Source organism: Helicobacter sp. 23-1044 (assembly GCF_053654695.1).
Genome location: NZ_JBSIUQ010000001.1, coordinates 1 through 19,193, shown reverse-complemented (window position 1 = coordinate 19,193; position 19,193 = coordinate 1). Strand labels below are relative to the sequence as shown.

General features: G+C 40.7%; 21 protein-coding genes. 10 read left to right on the top strand and 11 right to left on the bottom strand.

Annotated elements, in window-relative coordinates; all coding sequences use genetic code 11:
- Nucleotides 1–4: 4 nt before the first annotated feature.
- Nucleotides 5–1,108 carry a glycosyltransferase gene (locus ACWIUD_RS00105; RefSeq protein WP_454145500.1) on the top strand — a complete coding sequence of 368 codons (1,104 nt, stop codon included), beginning with the start codon at nt 5–7 and terminating at the stop codon, nt 1,106–1,108.
- On the top strand, nt 1,105–2,412 hold the full coding sequence (locus ACWIUD_RS00100; protein WP_454145498.1) for a hypothetical protein: 1,308 nt from the start codon (nt 1,105–1,107) through the stop codon (nt 2,410–2,412). The genes ACWIUD_RS00105 and ACWIUD_RS00100 overlap by 4 nt, the downstream gene beginning before the upstream one ends.
- A gap of 243 nt (nt 2,413–2,655) precedes the next feature.
- Here the strand turns inward: ACWIUD_RS00100 and ACWIUD_RS00095 are convergent, their stop codons facing one another.
- From ACWIUD_RS00095 to ACWIUD_RS00075, 5 genes are read right to left on the bottom strand one after another with little or no spacing between them, the layout of a single operon-like run.
- On the bottom strand, nt 2,656–3,276 hold the full coding sequence (locus ACWIUD_RS00095; RefSeq protein ID WP_454145496.1) for an ATP-binding cassette domain-containing protein: 621 nt from the start codon (nt 3,274–3,276) through the stop codon (nt 2,656–2,658).
- A 50-nt stretch (nt 3,277–3,326) separates the two neighbouring features.
- On the bottom strand, nt 3,327–4,127 hold the full coding sequence (locus tag ACWIUD_RS00090) for an ATP-binding cassette domain-containing protein (RefSeq protein ID WP_454146340.1): 801 nt from the start codon (nt 4,125–4,127) through the stop codon (nt 3,327–3,329).
- 1 nt (nt 4,128) lies between these two features.
- Nucleotides 4,129–4,902 (bottom strand): ABC transporter permease, encoded by a 774-nt coding sequence (locus tag ACWIUD_RS00085; protein ID WP_454145494.1) that lies wholly within the window; start codon nt 4,900–4,902, stop codon nt 4,129–4,131.
- Nucleotides 4,895–5,866 carry an ABC transporter permease gene (locus ACWIUD_RS00080; RefSeq protein WP_454145492.1) on the bottom strand — a complete coding sequence of 324 codons (972 nt, stop codon included), beginning with the start codon at nt 5,864–5,866 and terminating at the stop codon, nt 4,895–4,897. The genes ACWIUD_RS00085 and ACWIUD_RS00080 overlap by 8 nt, the downstream gene beginning before the upstream one ends.
- Nucleotides 5,841–7,412 carry an ABC transporter substrate-binding protein gene (locus tag ACWIUD_RS00075; protein WP_454145490.1) on the bottom strand — a complete coding sequence of 524 codons (1,572 nt, stop codon included), beginning with the start codon at nt 7,410–7,412 and terminating at the stop codon, nt 5,841–5,843. Before ACWIUD_RS00075 ends, ACWIUD_RS00080 begins: the two co-directional genes overlap by 26 nt.
- A 143-nt stretch (nt 7,413–7,555) precedes the next feature.
- On the opposite strand from ACWIUD_RS00075, the gene ACWIUD_RS00070 reads away from it, so the two are divergent.
- From ACWIUD_RS00070 to ACWIUD_RS00040, 7 genes are all read left to right on the top strand, one after another.
- Nucleotides 7,556–8,278, top strand: a complete 723-nt coding sequence (locus ACWIUD_RS00070) for an alpha/beta fold hydrolase (protein ID WP_454145488.1) — start codon at nt 7,556–7,558, stop codon at nt 8,276–8,278.
- Nucleotides 8,275–9,777 carry a Mur ligase family protein gene (locus tag ACWIUD_RS00065; RefSeq protein WP_454145486.1) on the top strand — a complete coding sequence of 501 codons (1,503 nt, stop codon included), beginning with the start codon at nt 8,275–8,277 and terminating at the stop codon, nt 9,775–9,777. Before ACWIUD_RS00070 ends, ACWIUD_RS00065 begins: the two co-directional genes overlap by 4 nt.
- A gap of 166 nt (nt 9,778–9,943) precedes the next feature.
- Nucleotides 9,944–10,441: an HIT family protein gene (locus ACWIUD_RS00060; protein ID WP_454145484.1), complete on the top strand. Its 498-nt coding sequence runs from the start codon at nt 9,944–9,946 to the stop codon at nt 10,439–10,441.
- Between the two features lie 42 nt (nt 10,442–10,483).
- Nucleotides 10,484–10,687, top strand: a complete 204-nt coding sequence (gene tatA, locus ACWIUD_RS00055) for a twin-arginine translocase TatA/TatE family subunit (protein WP_454145482.1) — start codon at nt 10,484–10,486, stop codon at nt 10,685–10,687.
- On the top strand, nt 10,688–12,361 hold the full coding sequence (gene argS / locus ACWIUD_RS00050; RefSeq protein ID WP_454145480.1) for an arginine--tRNA ligase: 1,674 nt from the start codon (nt 10,688–10,690) through the stop codon (nt 12,359–12,361). It begins immediately after the preceding gene.
- Nucleotides 12,362–12,406: 45 nt separating this feature from the next.
- Nucleotides 12,407–13,363, top strand: a complete 957-nt coding sequence (locus tag ACWIUD_RS00045) for an NAD(P)H-dependent glycerol-3-phosphate dehydrogenase (RefSeq protein WP_454146338.1) — start codon at nt 12,407–12,409, stop codon at nt 13,361–13,363.
- A gap of 77 nt (nt 13,364–13,440) precedes the next feature.
- Nucleotides 13,441–13,986: a YceI family protein gene (locus tag ACWIUD_RS00040; RefSeq protein ID WP_454145478.1), complete on the top strand. Its 546-nt coding sequence runs from the start codon at nt 13,441–13,443 to the stop codon at nt 13,984–13,986.
- 331 nt (nt 13,987–14,317) lie between these two features.
- Here ACWIUD_RS00040 and ACWIUD_RS00035 read toward each other — a convergent pair whose 3' ends face one another.
- The 3 genes from ACWIUD_RS00035 to ACWIUD_RS00025 are packed head-to-tail and all read right to left on the bottom strand — an operon-like array spanning nt 14,318 to nt 15,253.
- Nucleotides 14,318–14,497, bottom strand: a complete 180-nt coding sequence (locus ACWIUD_RS00035) for a hypothetical protein (RefSeq protein WP_454145476.1) — start codon at nt 14,495–14,497, stop codon at nt 14,318–14,320.
- The gene (locus ACWIUD_RS00030) at nt 14,464–14,622 is read right to left on the bottom strand and encodes a hypothetical protein (RefSeq protein WP_454145474.1); all 159 of its coding nucleotides are present in this window, start codon (nt 14,620–14,622) and stop codon (nt 14,464–14,466) included. Before ACWIUD_RS00030 ends, ACWIUD_RS00035 begins: the two co-directional genes overlap by 34 nt.
- Before the next feature lie 52 nt (nt 14,623–14,674).
- Entirely contained in the window at nt 14,675–15,253 is a 579-nt protein-coding gene (locus ACWIUD_RS00025; RefSeq protein WP_454136658.1) for a flagellar FLiS export co-chaperone, read from the bottom strand.
- Nucleotides 15,254–15,352: 99 nt separating this feature from the next.
- Here ACWIUD_RS00025 and ACWIUD_RS00020 point away from each other — a divergent pair, with 99 nt between their 5' ends.
- A complete protein-coding gene (locus ACWIUD_RS00020; RefSeq protein WP_454145472.1) occupies nt 15,353–16,948 on the top strand; it encodes a M99 family carboxypeptidase catalytic domain-containing protein in 1,596 nt (531 codons plus the stop codon).
- A gap of 51 nt (nt 16,949–16,999) precedes the next feature.
- Here ACWIUD_RS00020 and ACWIUD_RS00015 read toward each other — a convergent pair whose 3' ends face one another.
- The 3 genes from ACWIUD_RS00015 to ACWIUD_RS00005 form a co-directional block, all read right to left on the bottom strand.
- Nucleotides 17,000–17,644, bottom strand: coding sequence for an HAD-IB family hydrolase (locus ACWIUD_RS00015; RefSeq protein WP_454145470.1), 645 nt, complete (start codon nt 17,642–17,644; stop codon nt 17,000–17,002).
- Entirely contained in the window at nt 17,622–18,791 is a 1,170-nt protein-coding gene (locus tag ACWIUD_RS00010) for an aminotransferase class I/II-fold pyridoxal phosphate-dependent enzyme (RefSeq protein WP_454145468.1), read from the bottom strand. Before ACWIUD_RS00010 ends, ACWIUD_RS00015 begins: the two co-directional genes overlap by 23 nt.
- The coding region (locus tag ACWIUD_RS00005; protein ID WP_454145466.1) for an ATP-grasp fold amidoligase family protein at nt 18,788–19,193 on the bottom strand (406 nt) is incomplete at its 5' end. The genes ACWIUD_RS00005 and ACWIUD_RS00010, both read right to left, overlap by 4 nt.

Below are 19,193 nucleotides of genomic sequence, written 5' to 3'. Positions count from 1 at the left end.
CGATTTGAGAGTTTTACAATTAGGGAAGTTTTTTCCGCCTGATATTGGCGGGATTGAGACGATTATGAGCGATATTACAATCTCGCTAAATAATCGAAAAATCACCTGCGATGTGCTTTGCAGTAACTCAAAACCAAAATACAGCGAGCAGATTCTGCATTGTGGGGCGAAAATTATGCGCTGTGCGAGTTTTGGTAAGATTGCCTCCACTGCCATCGCACCACAAATGATTTTCAAACTCCGCAAAATCATCGCAAATTACGACATTATTCACCTGCATTTGCCTGACCCGATGGCAAATCTCGCGCTATTTTTGGCAAATCACAAAGGCAAAAAAGTCATAATCCATTGGCACAGCGACATTGTGCGTCAAAAAATTTTGCTAAAACTTTATGCGCCCTTGCAAAATGCCCTGCTAAAAAGAGCGGATAAAATCATCGCCACAAGTCCCAAATATATCGAGTATTCGCCACTTTTGCAGAGATTTTCACATAAAGTTGTCGCAATCCCCATTGGCACGCACTCATCGTTTAGAAGCGATATTTATGACGAAAATGCGAGTTTTGAGAAAAAGAGCATTTTTGCGCTTGGGCGGATGGTGCATTACAAGGGGTTTGAATATTTGATTGAAGCGATGAAGTTTTTGCCTGAATTTCATTTATTTATCGCAGGTGGCGGGGATAGAAAAGAGAGTTTGGAGGGTTTGATAAAAGAGTTAGATTTAGAGAAGCAAATCACGCTTTTAGGCGAGATTGACAATCGGTGCAGAATCTATCATTACAACACAAATAGCATTTTTGTTCTGCCCTCAATCAACCGCAGCGAGGCATTTGGCGTGGTGCAAATCGAAGCGATGAGTTGCAAAATGCCCGTAATTTCGACAAATATCAAAGGCAGTGGCGTCCCGTGGGTGAATAAGGACGGAGAGAGTGGCGTAGTCGTCCCGCTTGGCGATGGGAGGGCGATTGCGGATGCGGTTTTGCGAATTATGAGCGATTATAAAAAATTTAGCGAAGGTGCGCAGAGGCGGTATTTGCAGTGCTTCACGCTAGAAAAAATGATAGATGAAATAATCGCACTTTACAAAAGAGTAGGGGGAGAGAGATGAATTTTATAATCTTATTTGGCGGGGCGAGTTTTGAGCACGAGATAAGCGTGGTGAGCGCGATTACGCTAAAAAAAGAGTTGCGAAATATTTCGCATTTTGTGTTTATCGATGCGGAGAATGAAGCGTTTCTAATCCCGCAAAATGCGATGAAATCAACGCATTTTAGCAGTGGCGCGTATAAAAATGACGCAAGGTTAAGTTTCACAAAGGGCGGATTTGCGAAAAAATCGCTGTTTAAAAGCGAGATTCTGCGTGGGGTGGTGGTAAATCTCATACACGGGAAAAGTGGCGAGGATGGGCAGATTGCAGGGATTTTGGACTTTTATGAAATCCCATTTATCGGTCCGCGAATCGAAGCAAGTGCGATAAGTTTCAGCAAGGAACTCACAAAACTTTACGCAAAATCGCTTGGCGTGAAGGTTTTGGAGTATAAAATCGCAGAATCTAATAAAACTTTGGCAGATTCTGCGAAAAACGCAGAATCTAATGCGAAATCGCAAAATCTAGCAAAAATCGCAGAATCTGCGAATTGTCCGTCATTGCGAACGAGCGAAGCGAGTGTGGCAATCCACAAAATTTGCGAACAAAGCGAAGCAAATATCCATAAAACAGATTCGTGGATTGCTTCGGCAAATCAAAATTTGCCTCGCAATGACAAGACGGAGGCAGATTCTGCAAAAAACGCAGAATCTAGCGCAAAATTCAGCGCAGAATCTAATAAAAATGGGGCAGATTCTGCGACTTTCCCTTGCATTGTCAAACCCGCGCATTTGGGGAGTTCGATAGGCATTGCAGTGGCAAAAACGATGGATGATTTCTCTTACGCGCTAGATTCTGCCTTTGAGTTTGATAGTCGCGTGATAATTGAGGCGTTTTTCCCGCATATTAGGGAGTTTAACTTGGCGGGGTGTAAGATAAATGGCGAGTTTGTGTTCTCCATAATTGAGGAAGTCAAAAAGGATGAATTGTTCGCATTTGAGGACAAATACTTGGATTTTCAAGGCGATGGTGCAAAGAAAAAAGAGGCGGATTTGAGTGCGGAAATGGCGGAGAAAATTAAGGAAAATTTTAAGGCGATTTATGAAAATTGCTTTGAGGGGGCGATAATTCGCTGTGATTTTTTTATGCTACAAAATGAAATTTATCTAAATGAGATAAATCCCATCCCCGGCTCAATGGCGCATTATTTATTTGATGATTTTAACGCTGTGGTGCAGAATCTCGCCCAAAATTTACCACAATCACAAAAAATCAAAATAAAATATCAATACATCTCCAAAATCCAAGCACAAAAGGGGAAATAATCCCAAGCTAGAGAGGCAAGCAAGACTGCCACTAGTCGCTTGGAATCTAGTGGCTCGGCTTATCTTAGTAGCAAACATTGACTAATATAAAAAATATCAGTATAATTGCTACCAAGATTTTCGGTGAAATCTTGCTTTTCATAGCCTTAACCTCCTTTTGTGTGGATTAAGGCTACCTTAGGGAGGTTGCGTCTCTCTAAGGCAACCTCAAAGCGCATTATAGCATTTTATAAATCAATTATATCAATCTCCCATCACAAGCATTTCTCCGTCAAATTCGCCAAAAAGTTGCGGTGTGTGCGTGATGAAAATATAACTTATCGCATTTTGCCCTTGCCACCGCGCTAAAAATCGCAGAATCTTTTTAGCGATACTCAAATCAAGCGGGGCGGTGAGCTCATCTAAAATCAGCACTTTTGGATTTAAGAGCATTGAGCGGATAAGCCCCACTCTTTGCGCTTGTCCGGTGCTAATCTCGCGTGCCTTGCGCTCCATTATCGCGGTATCTAGCTCAAATGCGCCAAACATCTCATCTGCCTTTTTAAAATCACTCGCAAAGCCAAAATTTTCGCACACGCAAAGCAAATCTTTGATTTTTCTTTGCGGATTTAAGGCGAGTTTTTGCTCTTGAAAAACATAAGAAATTTTCTGTCGTAATTTTCTTTGTGATTCAAAATTTAATCCCAAAATGCTATTTTCTTCAAAGAAAACTTCGCCATAGCTTGGCGATTCAAGCATTGCGATGATTTTAGCAAGCGTGCTTTTGCCGCTGCCACTCTCGCCACAAATTATAAGATTTTTGCCACATTCTAACTCAAAATTTACATTTTCAAAAATGCTTCGCTTCTCACTTTTTAAATACAAGTGCCGCCTGAATTGGTAAGATTTGCCTAAATTGCGCACTTTTAGAAGCATTACTTGCCTTTATAGAGTTGTAAAATCTCTTTGCCATACTCACTTTTTGGTGTGCTAAAAAAGTCCGCCACACCGCTATTTTCAGCCACCGCGCCATTTTCAAGCACCAAAATTTCATCGCTTAAAAACTCCACGAACTCTACATCGTGCGAAACCAAAATAAGCGTTTTTTCGCCCTTTAACGCCTTAAAAATCTCCGCGATATTTCTCACATTCGCCGAATCTAGCGCACTTGTGATTTCATCACACAGCAAAATCTCAGCCCCCAAGCTTAGTGCCAAAGCGATTTGCACTCGCATCGCAATCCCCGCGCTTAATTGATGAGCGAATGAATGCCAAAGCAACTCGCAATCATTTAGATTTAGTCGCCTAAACCACGCAAATGCGACATTTTTTCGCTCTTTTTTATCACGCATATTTTTGCCACGCAAACTTCTATCACGCAAATTTCTATCACACAAATTTTGCTCGAATCTGGCATTTTCTTTTAAGTGCATTTCAAAAATCTCGCCAATATTTAGTAGCGGGTGAAAACTGCCCCTTGCATCTTGAAAAATAAATCCAACCTTTTTTCGCAAACTCCGCAAATTGCGATGATTTAGCGGTGAATCATTTGCGATTTGCAAACGCTCCGCGCAAATTTTTAAGCGCGAATCACACAGCGCAATTAGCGATTTTAAAAGCAGAGTTTTACCCGCGCCACTTTTGCCAAGAACGCCAAGCGCGCGATTTTCGCCTAGCTCAAATGAAATATTTTTTAGCAAACTTCGCTCGTCTAAAAACACGCAAAGATTTTTCACGCTAATCAATTTTCACTCCCAAATCATCTTGCAGATTCTGCGATAGTGCCAAAAGTGGCAAGATTAAAAGTAGCAAAAATGCGCTAGGATAGGCGACTAACCACCACGCACCGCTAAAAATCGCCACCGCCCCTTCGCTTAAAAGCACACCTAAACTCTCACACTCCAATCCCACCCCAAATCCAAAAAAGCTCAAAACCGCTTCGTGCGCGATAGAATGAGCGATATTTACAATAAAAAGCACGGCGATTAGATTCACACACAAGGGCAATAAATCCTTGCAAAATGCGCGAAATTTCGATGCGCCAAGCGAAATAGCGCAAAGGTAAAATTCGCTTTTTATAAGATTTGCAATCGCAGAATCCACCACCTTTGCGATAAATGCGAAGTGCCCAAGCGCAATGACAACAATCATCGCAAATAATCCCCCGCCAAACAAACTTTGAAAAAACGCCACCATTAGTAAGCTAGGCAGTGCCAAAAGTCCGTCCAAAACTCGCATAAAAAATTCATAAAATATAATTCTCGCAAAAATTACAAAAATAATCGCAAAAAAAATGGAGAGAAGCGATGCGCCAAATCCAACAATTAGCGAGATTCGAAGGGCATTTGCGATTTTTGTAAATAAATCCCTCCCAAGCAAATCCGTCCCAAAAATATGCGCGAAACTCGGCGGGAGATTTGAATATGCCAAATCACTCGCAGAATCTTGCGCAAAAATCGCCATAATCACGCAAAACACAAGCGGAGTAAGCAAAAATGCGACTTTATACATAAGCATTTCGCCTATCTAGCGCATTTGCGATTAGCTCGGCAATCGTATTTAGCACAACTACGGCAACCACGCTCAAAAGCACCACCGCCAAAACCACAGGATAATCCTTAAAAATAATCCCCCTAATCGCCAAACTCCCAATCCCGCCGCAAACAAACACGCTCTCAACTACATAAATATTCATCAAAAATGCCACGCAATTCGCGCAAAAATACGCAATCATCGGGGCAAACGCACTTTTTAGCACCAAATGAAAGTAGATTTGCCACTCGCTTAATCCCCTTGCACGAGCAGATTCTACGAAACTTTGATTTAAGCAATCAAGCAAAATTGTCCTAAAAATCCGCGTAAAAACGCCCAAATGCGCCAAAACAAGCGCACTTACAGGCAAAATAAGATGCGTTGCGCGATTTAGCAAATCGCCTTCAAATCCAATATCCGCACTCCCCGAACTTGGCAAAACCCCCAAATACACGCTAAAAAACAAAATCAAAAGCAAACAAATCGCAAATGACGGCATCGCAAAAAAACTAATCGAAATAAAATTTATGATTTTATCGATGAATCGCCCCCTAAATCGCACACTAACCAACGCCAAAAGCAAACTTAAAATAAAAATCAAAACTAGCGAAACGCCCCCAAGTATGAGAGTCTCCCCCAATCGCTCAGCGATAATCACACTAACACTCTCGCCACTAATTAGCGAATGCGACAAATCGCCCTGCACCACGCGCTTAACCCACGCAAAATATTGCGTATTTAGCGGTTTGTCTAAATTGAGATTTGATTCAATCTGTGCCTTTATTAAATCACTCACACCTTGCGGACTTTTGGCATAAACTACGCTCCCCTTGCTAAAATGCACCATCGCAAAGCACATATAACTCACCGCAAAAAGCAAGATGACAAGGGATAAAACGCGCTTTAAGATAATCACACTACTCTTTGCTCCACTGCCACGCATTCCACGCGAATCCCACGCCGTGATGCCCTAAAATGTGCGGTTTTATCCCCTTAATATTACTTGCAAAAACAAGCGGAAAATCCAAATACACCAAAAATAAAAACGGCGAATCGCCTTGAATCGCGCTTATAAAATCCGCATAATATTTTTTGCGAATCGCAGAATCTTGCGTATTTCTCGCATTTTTTAGCGCGATATCAACGCCTTTGTTGTTATATCCACCAAAATTCCACACGCTTTTTTGCGAACTTTCAAACACACGATAAGTATGCAAATCAGGGTCAAAAGGACTTCCCCACCCCACCAAAAAACTATCGATTTTCGTGTAATCAAAACTACCTGCGTGTTTTGCGTGGATTTTTGTTTTGATGCCTATTTTGGCAAATTCGGCGGATAGTAGTTTGACTAACGCCACGCGCAAGGGGTCATTACTCATCGCATACATTTCAAACGCCAGCTCCACGCCGTTTTTCTCAAAAATGCCTTTTTTATTTTTCGCCCACCCGCCATTTTGTAGAATCTGCTCCGCTTTTTTGGGATTATACTCGTATTTTGCGAAGTTCGCGGGATTTACCCACGAGTTTTGCAAAGGGTGATAAGCGGGCGTGCCAAGCGAATGGAGCAATTTTTGCGCTATCATCTCCCTATCCACCGCATAATTTAGCGCATTTCTAACCGCCAAATCCGCCAAAATAGGATTATTAAAATTATACGATAAAGCGCGATAATCGGCGGATTTTTGCACTATTATCCTAAAACGCGCATCATTTTTAAAGCTTTTTGCCATCTCAAACCCCACAAGCGAGACATCAACGCTACCATTTTTCAGCTCAATGGCACTCATATTCAAATCGCTAATGTGCCGAATGATGAGTTTTGGCGTCCGCACCGCGCCTAAATGATAGTTTTCATTCGCACTCAATGCGATATACTGCCCTTTTTGCCAATGCTGAAACTTAAATGCGCCCGTGCCTATGGGATTTTGATTGAATTTTGTGGTGTTTAGATTTTCATTTTGCAAAAGATGAAATGGGATTATCCCAACGCTCATTGCGTCTAAAAACGGCGCAAAGGGCGATTTTAGCGTGATTTTGATATGAAAATCATTTATGATTTGGACTTTGTCTATCATCTCAAAGTTTGCTTTAAGTGGCGAATTTAGCGCAGAATCTAGTAGCGATTGTAGCGTAAATGCGACATCTTTTGCGCTAAACTTCGCTCCATCGTGCCATTTCACGCCTTCGCGCAAGTAAAAGTCATAGATTCGCCCATCTTTGCTAATCTCCCAAAATTTTGCCAAATCGCCCTGTGCGCGCATATTTTCATCAAATCTAATCAAACCAGAAAAGATTAGTAGCAAGGACTCATCGTGGTCTTCGCTAAAAAGCGGATTTAACCGCTCGCTTTGATTTTCTACGGCGATGATGATTGTATCTTTTGGCGTTTTGCTGTGTGTTTTGTTTTGCGTTTTGCTCGGAGTTTCGCCCCAAATCACGCCACAAACTAACACACATAAAACGCAGAATCTAGCGATTTTTCTAATCATTTTTCACCCCCATTTTCGCTTTCATTTTTCACTTTCATTTTTTACCTCCATTTTTAAAAACCGCAATTTTAGCAAAAAATGCTACAATTGCACTTTTATTGACTCTTGATTTTTACGCAAATTTCACGCAAAAAAGGACATATTTGGCAAAGCGAAGCATTATTTTTAACTCTCAAAAATTCGCAATCAGTTATAAAATCATCGATAATAAAAGCGAGGATTTCGCGCTATTTTTGCACGGATGGGGCGCGAATAAGGAACTGATGGAAGGCGCGTTTGGCGCGAGGTTTAAAAGCATAAATCATCTTTATGTCGATTTGCCCGGATTTGGCGGAAGTGAGAATGAATTCATATTAGATTCTGCGAAGTATGCGGAGATTCTGCGGATTTTTTTAACTTCGCTTAACATTATTCCAAAAATTATTTTTGCGCATAGTTTTGGCGGGAAAGTCGCAACGCTTTTAAACCCGCCAAATTTGGTGCTTTTGAGTTCCGCGGGATTACAAAAATCGCAGAATCTAAAAGTGAAATTAAAAATAAAATGCGCTAAAATTGCGAGATTTTTTGGCATAAATGCGCGGTTTTTAGTCTCACAGGACGCAAAAGATTTGCCAAAAAATATGTATGAGACTTTTAAGATTGTCGTGCGTGAGGATTTTAGCGAGATTTTTTCGCATTTAAAGTCAAAAACGCTGATTTTTTGGGGCAAAGATGATGACGCCTTGCCACTTTGCGTGGGGGAGCAAACGCACAAACTCATTGCAGATTCTGCGTTTTTTGCGTTAGAGGGCAATCATTTTTTCTTTTTAGATTCTGCGAATTTAGCGCAGATTGAGGACATTACAAATGATAGGATTTTAAGATGAATTTTTCAATAGATTTTTTTGAAGCATTTTTGGCGAAACTCGCGCCATTTGTGGAGCATTCCGTTACGACACAAGTGACAAATTTTATTTTTATGCTTTCACTTGGATTTTATCTAATCCAAAGTCTGCAATGGTTTAATTACAGCATTTGGCGCATTTTAACCAAGCACACGAAGTATCAATGGCATTTGTTTTATGTGATTTTCCCAAGTGCGATGTTTTTTGTGATGGGGAAATATTTTTGCTTTTATTTGGTGGTGCATTTAATCGCGTTAAGTGCGTGGTTTGCGAAGTTAGATAAGAAATTAGTTTGGACTAATCGCGTTAGGCGATTTTTTGCCACTTGTGTGATATTTTTAGGTATTGAAATCGCACTTGATTTAATCTTTGAAATGCCTTATTTCTCGTGCTTTGTGACGCTTGGGGTGGCGTTACTCGTCTCAAAAATTAGCGAATTTGTGATAATGCTTCAATATAGAAGTTTGGCAAAAGAGAAACTCTCCGCAATGCCAAATCTCAAAATCATCGCAATCACCGCATCTTTTGGCAAAACAAGTATGAAAAATTTCATAAACGAACTTCTTTGCAAAAAATATAAAACCTACGCAACGCCCCGCAGTGTGAATACAATCGATGGCATTATCGCAGATATCAACGATAATTTAAGCGAGGGGACGGAAATTTATATCGTTGAGGCAGGTGCGCGAAAACGGGGCGATATTGCCAAAATCGCGCATTTTTTAAATCATCAAATCGCCGTTATTGGCGAGGTGGGCGAGGCGCATTTGGAGTATTTCAAAAGTATCGAAAATACCCGCGCCACGAAATATGAGTTAGTTCAATCGCCAAATTTGACGCATTTGTATTTTTTCAAAGATAATTTTAACTTTGGCACTCCGCAAACACCCGCCAAAATCACGCCCTTCCCCTGTGAAGTGCAAAACGCAGAATCTTCGCTTAGCGGGACAAAATTTACGCTAGATTTTGGGGCAGATTCTGCGAATTTTGAGACAAAAATTTTAGGTCGCTTTAATATCACAAATATTTCGGTGGCAGTGATGATTGCAAGGGATTTGGGCGTGGAGATGGAAGAGATTATAAAAATAGTGGAAAATCTGCATTTCATCCCGCACCGCTTGGAAAAAATAGAGGCAAATGGTAAGATAATTTTGGATGATAGTTTTAATGGAAATTTGCTAGGGATGAAAGAGGCAATCCGCATTAGCGCAAAGCACACAGGCGGGAAAAAGATAATCGTCACGCCCGGACTTGTGGAGAGTAGCGTGGAGAATAACACGCACCTTGCGCTTTTGATTGATAAAATCTTTGATATCGCCATAATCACGGGCGATTTGAACTCCGCGCTTTTGGCGCGAAATATCACTCACGCACAAAAGGTGATTTTGAAAGATAAGTCGGATTTGCAAAATATTTTGGCGTCTTTCACGCACAGCGGGGATTTGATATTGTTTGCAAATGATGCGCCAAATTATATTTGAGATTTTGCGAGATTCTGCGATGAGATTCTGCGAGAATGCCGTGATTTGCGAGATTCTGCGAAAATGATTAGATTCTGCGAAAATGCGCTAGATTCTGCGCTAAAAATCGCAGAATCTGCATAATTTTTGCTAAAATCTTAATATTTTTATAAAAAGGATTGACGCAATGGATATTTTATACGCGCCGTGGAGAGAGGCATATTTCAGCGAAAAGCCAAGTGAAAAGCAAGGTGACTGCGTGTTTTGTGGCATTTCGCAAAGTCCAAAAAATGACAGCGCAAACAAAGTCATTTATCGCAATGATGAGCTTTTCATCGTTATGAATAAGTTCCCATACACCCCCGGGCATATTCTAATCGTCCCGCACACGCACGAGGATTCGCCTGAAAAATTGCCGAGCGACATTTGGCTAAATCTCTTTAAGAGCGCACAAGATTCGATGCAAATCCTTTATGATTACGGCGCAAGTGGCATAAATATGGGTATGAATATCAAAAAAAGTGGTGGGGCAGGCATTCCTGCGCACCTTCATTTGCACCTTTTGCCTAGATGGAGTGGCGATACAAATTTCATCACCGCAATCGCGGGTGTGCGAAGCTATGGCATCGACTTTGAGCGAGTTTATCAACAATTCGCAGAATCTGCCAAGAAATATTTGCATTAAAAAATGTTATAATGCGAAATTTTAAAATTTAAGGGGGAAAAAATGGCACCGAGTTTTTGGAATGTAGTGGTTATTTTGGTGGTGATTTTGCTACTTTTTGGGGGCAAAAAAATCCCCGAACTTGCAAAAGGTTTGGGCGCAGGGATAAAAAACTTTAAAAACGCCGTAAAAGACGATGAGAGCGATATAAAAACGATTTCAAAAGACGAGCAAAACGCGCCAAAAAACGATGAGCAAAAAGCGTAAATGCAAAAGCAAATAAAGTCTGTTTTAGATTCTGCGTTTGCGGAGTTTGCGGGAGATTCTGCGGAAATTATCTTAAATGTGCCAAAGGATTCAAATTTAGGGCATTTTACCACGCCTTTGGCTTTTAGCTTGGCAAAATCGTTGAAAAAATCGCCAAATGAAATCGCCAAAGATTTAGCGCAAAAATTGCAGAATCTGCCCGAATTTAGTCGCAATTTTAGCAAAGTGGAAGCGGTAAATGGCTATGTGAATCTATTTTTGAGCGATGAATTTTTGGCGGAATTTTCGCGTGTGGTTTTAAAAAAAGGCGATTTGCGTGGTGAATCAAATTCAAACAAAATAAGCGTGAATCCAAGCGATTCAAGCGAATCGCAACGCATTTTATTAGAATTTGTCAGCGCAAACCCCACAGGACCACTTCACATAGGACACGCAAGGGGCGCGATTTGGGGCGACACACTTGCGCGAATCGGACGCTTTTTAGGGCATAAAATCATCACTGAATATTACATAAATGACGCGGGAAGCCAAATCGAAAATTTGGTAAATTCTGTATTGAACGCGCTAAATGTGCCATTAGATTCGCAGAATCTGGACGCAGAATCTACGCAAAATCTCTATAAAGGTGCGTATATTGTGGATTTGGCAGATTCTGCGAAAAAACATTTTGGGGCGCAAAATCTTACCAAAACCCAAGATTTGCGCGATTTTTGCGTGAATCAAATGCTAGATTTAATCAAAGCAAATTTGCAATCCGCAAACATTAGCTTTGATAATTTTGTGAGCGAAAAATCGCTAATGCCAAAGCTAGATTCGACACTAACACAGCTAAAATCAAACGGCGCATTATACGAAGAGGGTGGCAAAATCTGGCTAAAATCCACGCAATATGGCGATGAAAAAGATAGAGTGATTGTGCGCGAAAGTGGCGAACCAACCTATCTTGCGGGAGATATAGTCTATCACAATGACAAATTTTCGCGCGATTTTGATAGATACATAAACATTTGGGGCGCAGACCATCACGGCTACATCGCGCGAATCAAAGCGAGCGTGGCATTTTTGGGATATGATTCATCAAAACTTGAAGTGCTTTTATCCCAAATGGTAAGCCTTTTACAAGACGGCGCACCTTACAAAATGAGCAAACGAGCGGGGACTTTTATCCTAATGAGCGAGATTATCGATGAAATCGGCATTGACGCACTGCGCTTTGTATTTCTCACCAAACGCGCCGATACGCATTTAGAGTTTGACATCACAAGCCTAAAAGCGCAAGATTCAAGCAATCCCATTTTTTACATAAACTACGCAAATGCGCGGATTCACACGCTTTTAGGCAAAAGAGATTCGAGCGATTCAAGCGAATCTGCAAAAGATTTAAGCGAATCAAGCGATTTTGACTTTGCAAATTTGGAGCGCGAATGGGTTGATTTGCTATTTTTCGCGCTATTGTTGCCACGAATCTTAGAAGTCGCATTTGATGAAAGGGCAATGCAAAAACTCCCCGAATACCTTAAAAATCTGGCTTCAAAGTTGCATTTTTGCTACAACTCTTTTAAAATTATCGGTAGCCCAAATGAAGGCGTGATTTGCAATATCCTAAAAGTCGTCTCACTCTCCATCACAACGGGCTTAGGTTTGATGGGTATAACCGCCAAAACCAAAATGTAGATTTGCTAAAAAGGGCGCAAAATGGGCGATTCAAATATCAATGAAATTCAAGTCGCAGTCATCGGCGGGGGAAATTGGGGACGCGCACTCTCTTATGCGTTTAGCCAAAAAAACAATGTCGGCATTGTCTCACGGCGCAAGTTAAAATTTTTAAATGCCATCGCCACGCATAAAGTTACGCAAATTAGCCTAAAATCCGCCCTAAAATGCAAATATATCATCATCGCCATAAAAAGTGAAGCAATGCGGACAATGCTTGATAAAATGCGCTTTTTGCCCGAATCTATCGTGCTAATCGCATCAAAAGGCATCGAAGTAGAGAGTGGCGCATTTATGAGCGATGTTTTTGATGAAGTTTGCGCGAACAATGGCGCAAAGCACGAAAAAGTCGGCTATCTTATGGGACCTAGCTTTGCAAGTGAAGTGCTGGAGGGAATGCCCTGTGCGCTTACCATTCACACAAAGGCGCAGATTGCGGATTGTGCGAAGATTTTTCCAAACTTTATCAAAGTCTATATGAATGATGATGTCATCGGTGGCGAAGTGGCTGGGGCGTATAAAAATATCATCGCCATTGCGGCGGGGATTTGCGATGGTTTGCAGCTTGGCAATAACGCAAAGGCTTCGCTTATCGCGCGTGGGCTGGTTGAAATGGCGCGATTTGGGGAGTTTTTTGGTGCGAGAGAGAGCACATTTTTGGGATTAAGCGGGGCTGGGGATTTGTTTTTAACGACAAATTCGATTTTATCGCGCAATTATCGTGTGGGAAACGCTTTGGCAAAGGATTTGCCACTAAATAATATTTTGGATTCGCTAGGTGAAGTGGCGGAGGGCGTTTTTAGCACAAGGGCGGTGATGAATCTTGCCAAAAAGCACAATATTTACACGCCGATTGCTTGTCAAGTCTATGAGATTTTGGAGGGCAAAAATCCGCGAGTTAGCGTAAAAGAGCTACTTTTGCGCGAATTTGATGATGAATGTCAGTTGGATTTTTTGAAGTAGATTTTGGATTCTTAACCAAATTTTGATAATTGATAGGTAAGATTTTCGCTTTAATTTCAACAAAAAAGGACAGAAAAATGAAAAAAGCATTAGTTTTGGCGTTGGTAAGTGTATTTTGCGTGGCGTTGAGCGCGGCGGATTACGCGCTAGACAAATCGCATTCGCAAGTGGAGTTTAAAATCAAGCATTTGGCAGTCAGCAATGTAAAGGGCAGTTTTGGCACATTTGATGGCAAAGTGAGCGCGGAAAATGGCAAACTAACCGCGCTAAGTGGCGAAGTTGATATAAATTCTATCAACACAAATAATAAAAACCGCGATGAGCATTTGCTAGATGATGACTATTTTGGCGCGAAAAAATTCCCAAAAGCGACTTTGAAGCTAGTGAAAATGAAGGGCGACAGCGGGACATTTGAGCTGACAATCAAAGGCGTTACAAAGCAAGTTAGCCTAAATGTAGAAGTTTTTGGCGTTACCAAAGATGAGCGCACAGGACAAGAAGTCATCGGGCTTAGTTTGAGTGGCAAAATCAATCGCAAGGATTTTGGCATAGCAAAAGGCACACCAAGCGCAGCGTTGGGCGAGGAAGTGAGTCTTACAATCGACATTGAAGGACGAAAATAAATAAAGCGCGATTGTCTCGTGGTGGCTTTCGCGGGAGTTTGAAAAATTCTCGCTCAATGGACTTTATGTCCTATTTTCGCTCGAATTTTTCGGCACAACCCACGAAATCCCCTCACGATACTTCCGCGCTTAGATTCGCTTGAATCTTAAAAAACAAAAAACGCCGTCATACTGAGCGCGACAGCGCGAAGTATCCAAATCCAACGAATTTAAAATATAGATTAGCATAACATTGTAAAATTGAATCCACCAGATTCGTCATTGCGAGACTTGCGAAGCAAGTCGTGGCAATCCAAATCAAGAGAATCTAAACAAATATTAAATCAATGACTCAAAGGTAAATCAATAAATTATTTGCATTTAGATTCGCCAAAAGTAAGCGATTCGCCCTTGATTCACGATTCGCATTAGTGGATTGCTTCGTTGTTTTCGCTTCGCTCAAACCGCCTCGCAATGACGAAGTGGGGGCGACTCGCTTTATTTTGTGGATTGCTTCGTCAGTGCCACGCACTTCCTCGCAATGACGGCGTAATAATTTCGCAGAATCTCGCCCAAAATCAATCGCAGATTCTGCAAAAAATACAAATCTCGCAGAATCTCGCCCAAAATCAATCGCAGATTCTGCGATTTACTCAAAAATCGCCCTAAAATCCGCAGAATCTCGCGTTAAAATCTCGCAGAATCTCCCCTATTTTGCAAATAGATTTTGTGGCATTGTTTGTGAAAATTGCTGTGAGAGCGCAGAATCTGCCCCCAAATCATCGCTGTTTAGTCGCTGATTTAGCGCGAGAGTTAGCGCATTTATCTCATCTAACTTTTGCGCGCAATAGGCAAGTGGCGCGTTGTGATTTAGCGGATTTTCCACGCACAGCGCAAATTCCCTGCCATTCACCACGCAAGATAGTTGCGTCCCAAACAACGCCACACCGATGAATTTCGTCCCATCCACGACATATTTTAGGTTCGCAATGTGCGTGCTTTTCTGCATTTTTAGCATTGCGGTTGTGCTGTCATTTTTCTCACTTTTTAGCATTTCGTCAATCCACTCGATTTTTTCGCTTAGATTTTTCACCTTTGCCAAATTTATGTTAAGCACCTGCACCGCGCCGATAAATTCATTTATCCCTTTCATACTCTCTCCAAAATTGTGAATTTGCGTTTTTGACATTTCATTTGGCACAATCGCGCCGCTATCGATATGCTTTTTAAGCGTGTTTAAAAAATCATCATTCATCCTAAAATCCTCCGCATAAAGCGATTTAAGCAAATTTTATTCCACGATAAAAATTGCAAATTTCGCATTTCAAATTTCGCAGAATCTGCTATAATTTCGCTTTTTTAAATCTAAATTTTGGCGGTAATTTTTTTGAGAATTTTTGCGTTGATTTTGCTTTGTGTGCTTTGTGTTGCGCTAAATGCAAGGGTGATTGATTTTGATTTATACAAATTAGATTTTGCGAGTGGTGCGCTAGTTTTGGCAGAATCTAATGATGATTTTGCGATAGATTTTGCGAATCTAAACTCAGATTCAGCAAAAGATTCTGCGAAAAATCCAAAAGATTCAGCGAATCAAAACCCGCAAGATTCTGCGCAAGATTCTGCGAAAAACGCAAAAGATTCAGCGAATCGCAATTTAGATTCTACGCAAACCCCCGCTTTGCTTATTTTATCAGGCATTCAAGGCGATGAGCCGGGCGCATTTAACGCCACTTCGATTTTAATAAAGCATTATAAAATCACAAAGGGCAATCTTTGGGTTGCTCCAAATCTCAATCAGCACAGCATTTTGAAAAACAATCGCGGGATTTATGGCGATATGAATCGCAAGTTTGCCCACCTAAATCCTAGCGACCCGGAGTTTAGGGCGATTCAAAAGATAAAGGCGTTGATTTTAAATCCGCAAGTGGGGAGCATTCTGCACCTGCACGATGGGAGCGGATTTTACCGCGAGAGCTATATCAGCCCCTTGCTAAATCAAAATCGCTGGGGCAACTGCTCGATAATCGACCAAGAGACGCTTTTTTCGCAGGGCGATTTGAATCAAAATATTACGCAGATGATAAATCACATAAATGACAATCTTCTCGCCGAGCTGCACCGCTACCGCATTCGCAACACAAACACCGCGCAGGGCGATGATGAGCAGATAAAAAGTCTCACTTATTTTGCCACGCAAAATCACAAAATGGCATTTGCAAGTGAAGCAAGCAAGGCACTTTCGCTTGATAAGCGCGTGTATTATCATTTATTAGCGATTGAGGGGATGATGCGAAATTTTGGCATTGAGTTTGAGCGGGATTTTGAGCTAAATTTGCCAAATATTCGCGCTAAAATCAACGATAAAAATATGGATATTTTGATTGCAGGGCGGGTGTTTTTGCCACTGCATAATCTAAAAGCGCAACTTAATTTTTTCCCGCTCCCAAAGGGCGATGTGGCGTTTAAGAGTAACACGCCGATTTTGTGGTTATTCAAAGATGGCGCGAGATTTCGCATAAAAAATGGCAATCGTGGCGTGGTGGTGCTAAATCCGTTTTTTATCGACTTTGATGAGAGTTTGGAGAGTGCGAAATTTGTGATTGATGGCGCGGAGGTGGAGGCAAAAATCGGCTCTGTGGTGAAGGTAAAAAATAGTTTTATTGTGAAAAATCTCCCCTACCGCGTGAATGTGATTGGATTTAATGGCAATGGGAGCGAAGTGGATATCGAAATAAAAAGGCGCGATTTGATGGGTAAATTTGCGATAGATAGGGCAAATACGAAGTTTCGCGTGGAGTTTTATAAAAACGCAGAATCTAGCGGGGATTTTGAGGAAAATGCGGGAGATTCTGCGAATTTAGATTCTGTGACTCGTGCGAAAAGCGCAGAATCTAGTGGGAATTTTGGGGGAGATTCTGCGAAAAAAGAAAAATCCACAAAAGAAAAATTCGCGGGTATGATAATCGTAGATTTTAGCGATTAGATTTTGCAAAATCGCAGAATCTAGCGGAGATTCTGCACTAGATTCTGCGATTTAAAGAATTTCATATTTTAGGATTTCCGCCCATTTCATATCTTTTCCGCACTCTATTGCAACTCTATTTCCCACCAGTGAAAATAGCGGAATATCACTCGGGCAATCGCTATAAACAAAACTTTTCTGCAAGTCAAATTCGCTTAAATCAAGCATTTTGGCGAGTTTGTAAAGTTTGCGATGATGCATTGTGTGAATGCCTTTGATGTCGCCACTCAAAACGCCATTTTGCGCTTCTAATTCGAGTGCTATGATATTTTGTATCTCAAAAAATTCTGCAAAATATTTTATGTAAATCTCTAATCCACCAGAAACAATTGCTATGCAGTGATTTTGCGCTTTATGCCACTGCAATCTATCGATAACCTTTTTATTTGTGTGCGTCAAAAGATATTTTGCGTAATCTTTGGCGAGATTCTGCGCGATTTCCTCGCTAAATCCGCGCAACTCTTCAAACTGCGCATTTTTATAATCAAAAATTTTTAGTGGCACTCGCCTATAAATCCTACTAAAAAATCGCCTACGAAATGCGCGAAATCGCCCTTTGTAGTGTTGATTCTGCGATTTTATTATGTTTAAAAATGGAGGCACACTTTGAAATGGGACCAAAGTCTCGCAAAAATCAAAAATCGCCAAAATTTTCATTTCCCCCTCCAAATAAATCTTTTAGTCCCGCTAAAATCGCGTTGTTTTCATCTTTTGTGCGAGATGAAAGGCGGATGAATTCGCCTTCTAATCCAATCTTATCATTGCAATTTCTTGTGTAAATGCCGTAATTTAGAAGCATTGCATTGACAAAATCCTGCGATTTCATTGCGTTTGTGAGTTCCACCAAAGCAAAATTTGCCTTTGATGGATAGACTTTTAATCCTTTGATTTGCGATAATTTTGCAAAAAAATCTTGCGTTTCTTTGATGTATTTTTTGCGAATAATCTCGTATTTTTCCCTAAAATCCGCTCTTTCATACACACTAAAAAAATATTCTCCAAGTCCGCTTATATTCCACAAATATCCATTTTTTAGTAACATTTCGACTTTTTCTTTTTGCATTATGGCGTATCCTGCGCGGATTCCAGCGACACCAAAATCTTTTGACATTGATTTGATTAAAATCACATTTGGAAATTTTTTGAAAAACCAAGCATAAGAAATGGGCGATAATCTCTCATCATCAAAAGCAAAATGCAAAAAACTCTCATCAATAATGATATTTTCCACAAAACTCAAACTTCGCAGAATCTCTTCCATTTCAACGCCCACAAAACCGCCATTTGGGTTGTTTGGATTGATTAGCACGATACTTTGCGGACGCACTTTTTTCACAAAATCAATGTAGTTTTTTGGCGAAAGTTGATAATCATTATCTTTTTGCAAGGGGTAAAAAATCACCTCCACTTTATCTTTGCAAAACTCATAATATGATGAAAAAGTAGGAATATTTATGATGATTTTCCCTTTTACAAAATTATGTAAAACCGCCTGTATTGCTTCGATTGCGCCATTTGAGATGAAAATATTTTGATGTGAGATATCTGAAATATTTTCTAATTTTTGAGCGATGATGGCATTTTGCGATGGGTAGAATTCAAGCACATAGCGCAATTTCGCAGAATCTAGCAAATCTTTTTTGAGATAATCCAAAAATAATTCCGTGGCGTATGGATTTGATAAAAAACAAGCATCGATTTTTATTTGAAGTTGCGGGATTTCCTTTTTAATAGTGGCGATGCTTGGCGAGTGCGTGCCAGAGGCACATTTCAAATCATATAATTTTTTTGCGATATTTTTCATTTTGCCCTCCACGCAGCACCTAAAATCTCATCATATTTCGCAGGGTAAAATTTATCCGTGCCACACATTGGCGTGAAAGTAAGTTCGCCAGCAATCGCCCTTTTGCCCTCCGCAGAATCTGCCTCATATAAATCAATGCGCACATAATCAAATGGATATGCCAAAATTTCTGCGATTTGTTGCATTTGCAAGAGGGATTTTGGAGGTTGCGGGAGTGCTTTTAAAACATTGCTTTTACCTAAACCAAACGCCGCTTTTTTCCAATCCATCGTAAAAATACTACGACAATAATCTTGCGTCCATCGATTTGCGGTTACTTGAATGAAATTATTTGCATTTTTTGTCCCAAAAATATGGAATTTGTAGGTCGTGGGGTCGCTTCCATTTTCATACAACATCTCT

What these genes read in the sequence shown, in the direction of transcription:
- argS (WP_454145480.1), top strand. Translation starts at nt 10,688, where the DNA reads ATGCAAAAGCAAATAAAGTCTGTTTTAGATTCTGCGTTTGCGGAGTTT.
- ACWIUD_RS00040 (WP_454145478.1), top strand. Translation starts at nt 13,441, where the DNA reads ATGAAAAAAGCATTAGTTTTGGCGTTGGTAAGTGTATTTTGCGTGGCG.
- ACWIUD_RS00075 (WP_454145490.1), bottom strand. Translation starts at nt 7,412, where the DNA reads ATGATTAGAAAAATCGCTAGATTCTGCGTTTTATGTGTGTTAGTTTGT.
- tatA (WP_454145482.1), top strand. Translation starts at nt 10,484, where the DNA reads ATGGCACCGAGTTTTTGGAATGTAGTGGTTATTTTGGTGGTGATTTTG.
- ACWIUD_RS00065 (WP_454145486.1), top strand. Translation starts at nt 8,275, where the DNA reads ATGAATTTTTCAATAGATTTTTTTGAAGCATTTTTGGCGAAACTCGCG.
- ACWIUD_RS00010 (WP_454145468.1), bottom strand. Translation starts at nt 18,791, where the DNA reads ATGAAAAATATCGCAAAAAAATTATATGATTTGAAATGTGCCTCTGGC.
- ACWIUD_RS00085 (WP_454145494.1), bottom strand. Translation starts at nt 4,902, where the DNA reads ATGTATAAAGTCGCATTTTTGCTTACTCCGCTTGTGTTTTGCGTGATT.
- ACWIUD_RS00100 (WP_454145498.1), top strand. Translation starts at nt 1,105, where the DNA reads ATGAATTTTATAATCTTATTTGGCGGGGCGAGTTTTGAGCACGAGATA.
- ACWIUD_RS00060 (WP_454145484.1), top strand. Translation starts at nt 9,944, where the DNA reads ATGGATATTTTATACGCGCCGTGGAGAGAGGCATATTTCAGCGAAAAG.
- ACWIUD_RS00015 (WP_454145470.1), bottom strand. Translation starts at nt 17,644, where the DNA reads ATGAAAATTTTGGCGATTTTTGATTTTTGCGAGACTTTGGTCCCATTT.
- ACWIUD_RS00080 (WP_454145492.1), bottom strand. Translation starts at nt 5,866, where the DNA reads ATGCGTGGCAGTGGAGCAAAGAGTAGTGTGATTATCTTAAAGCGCGTT.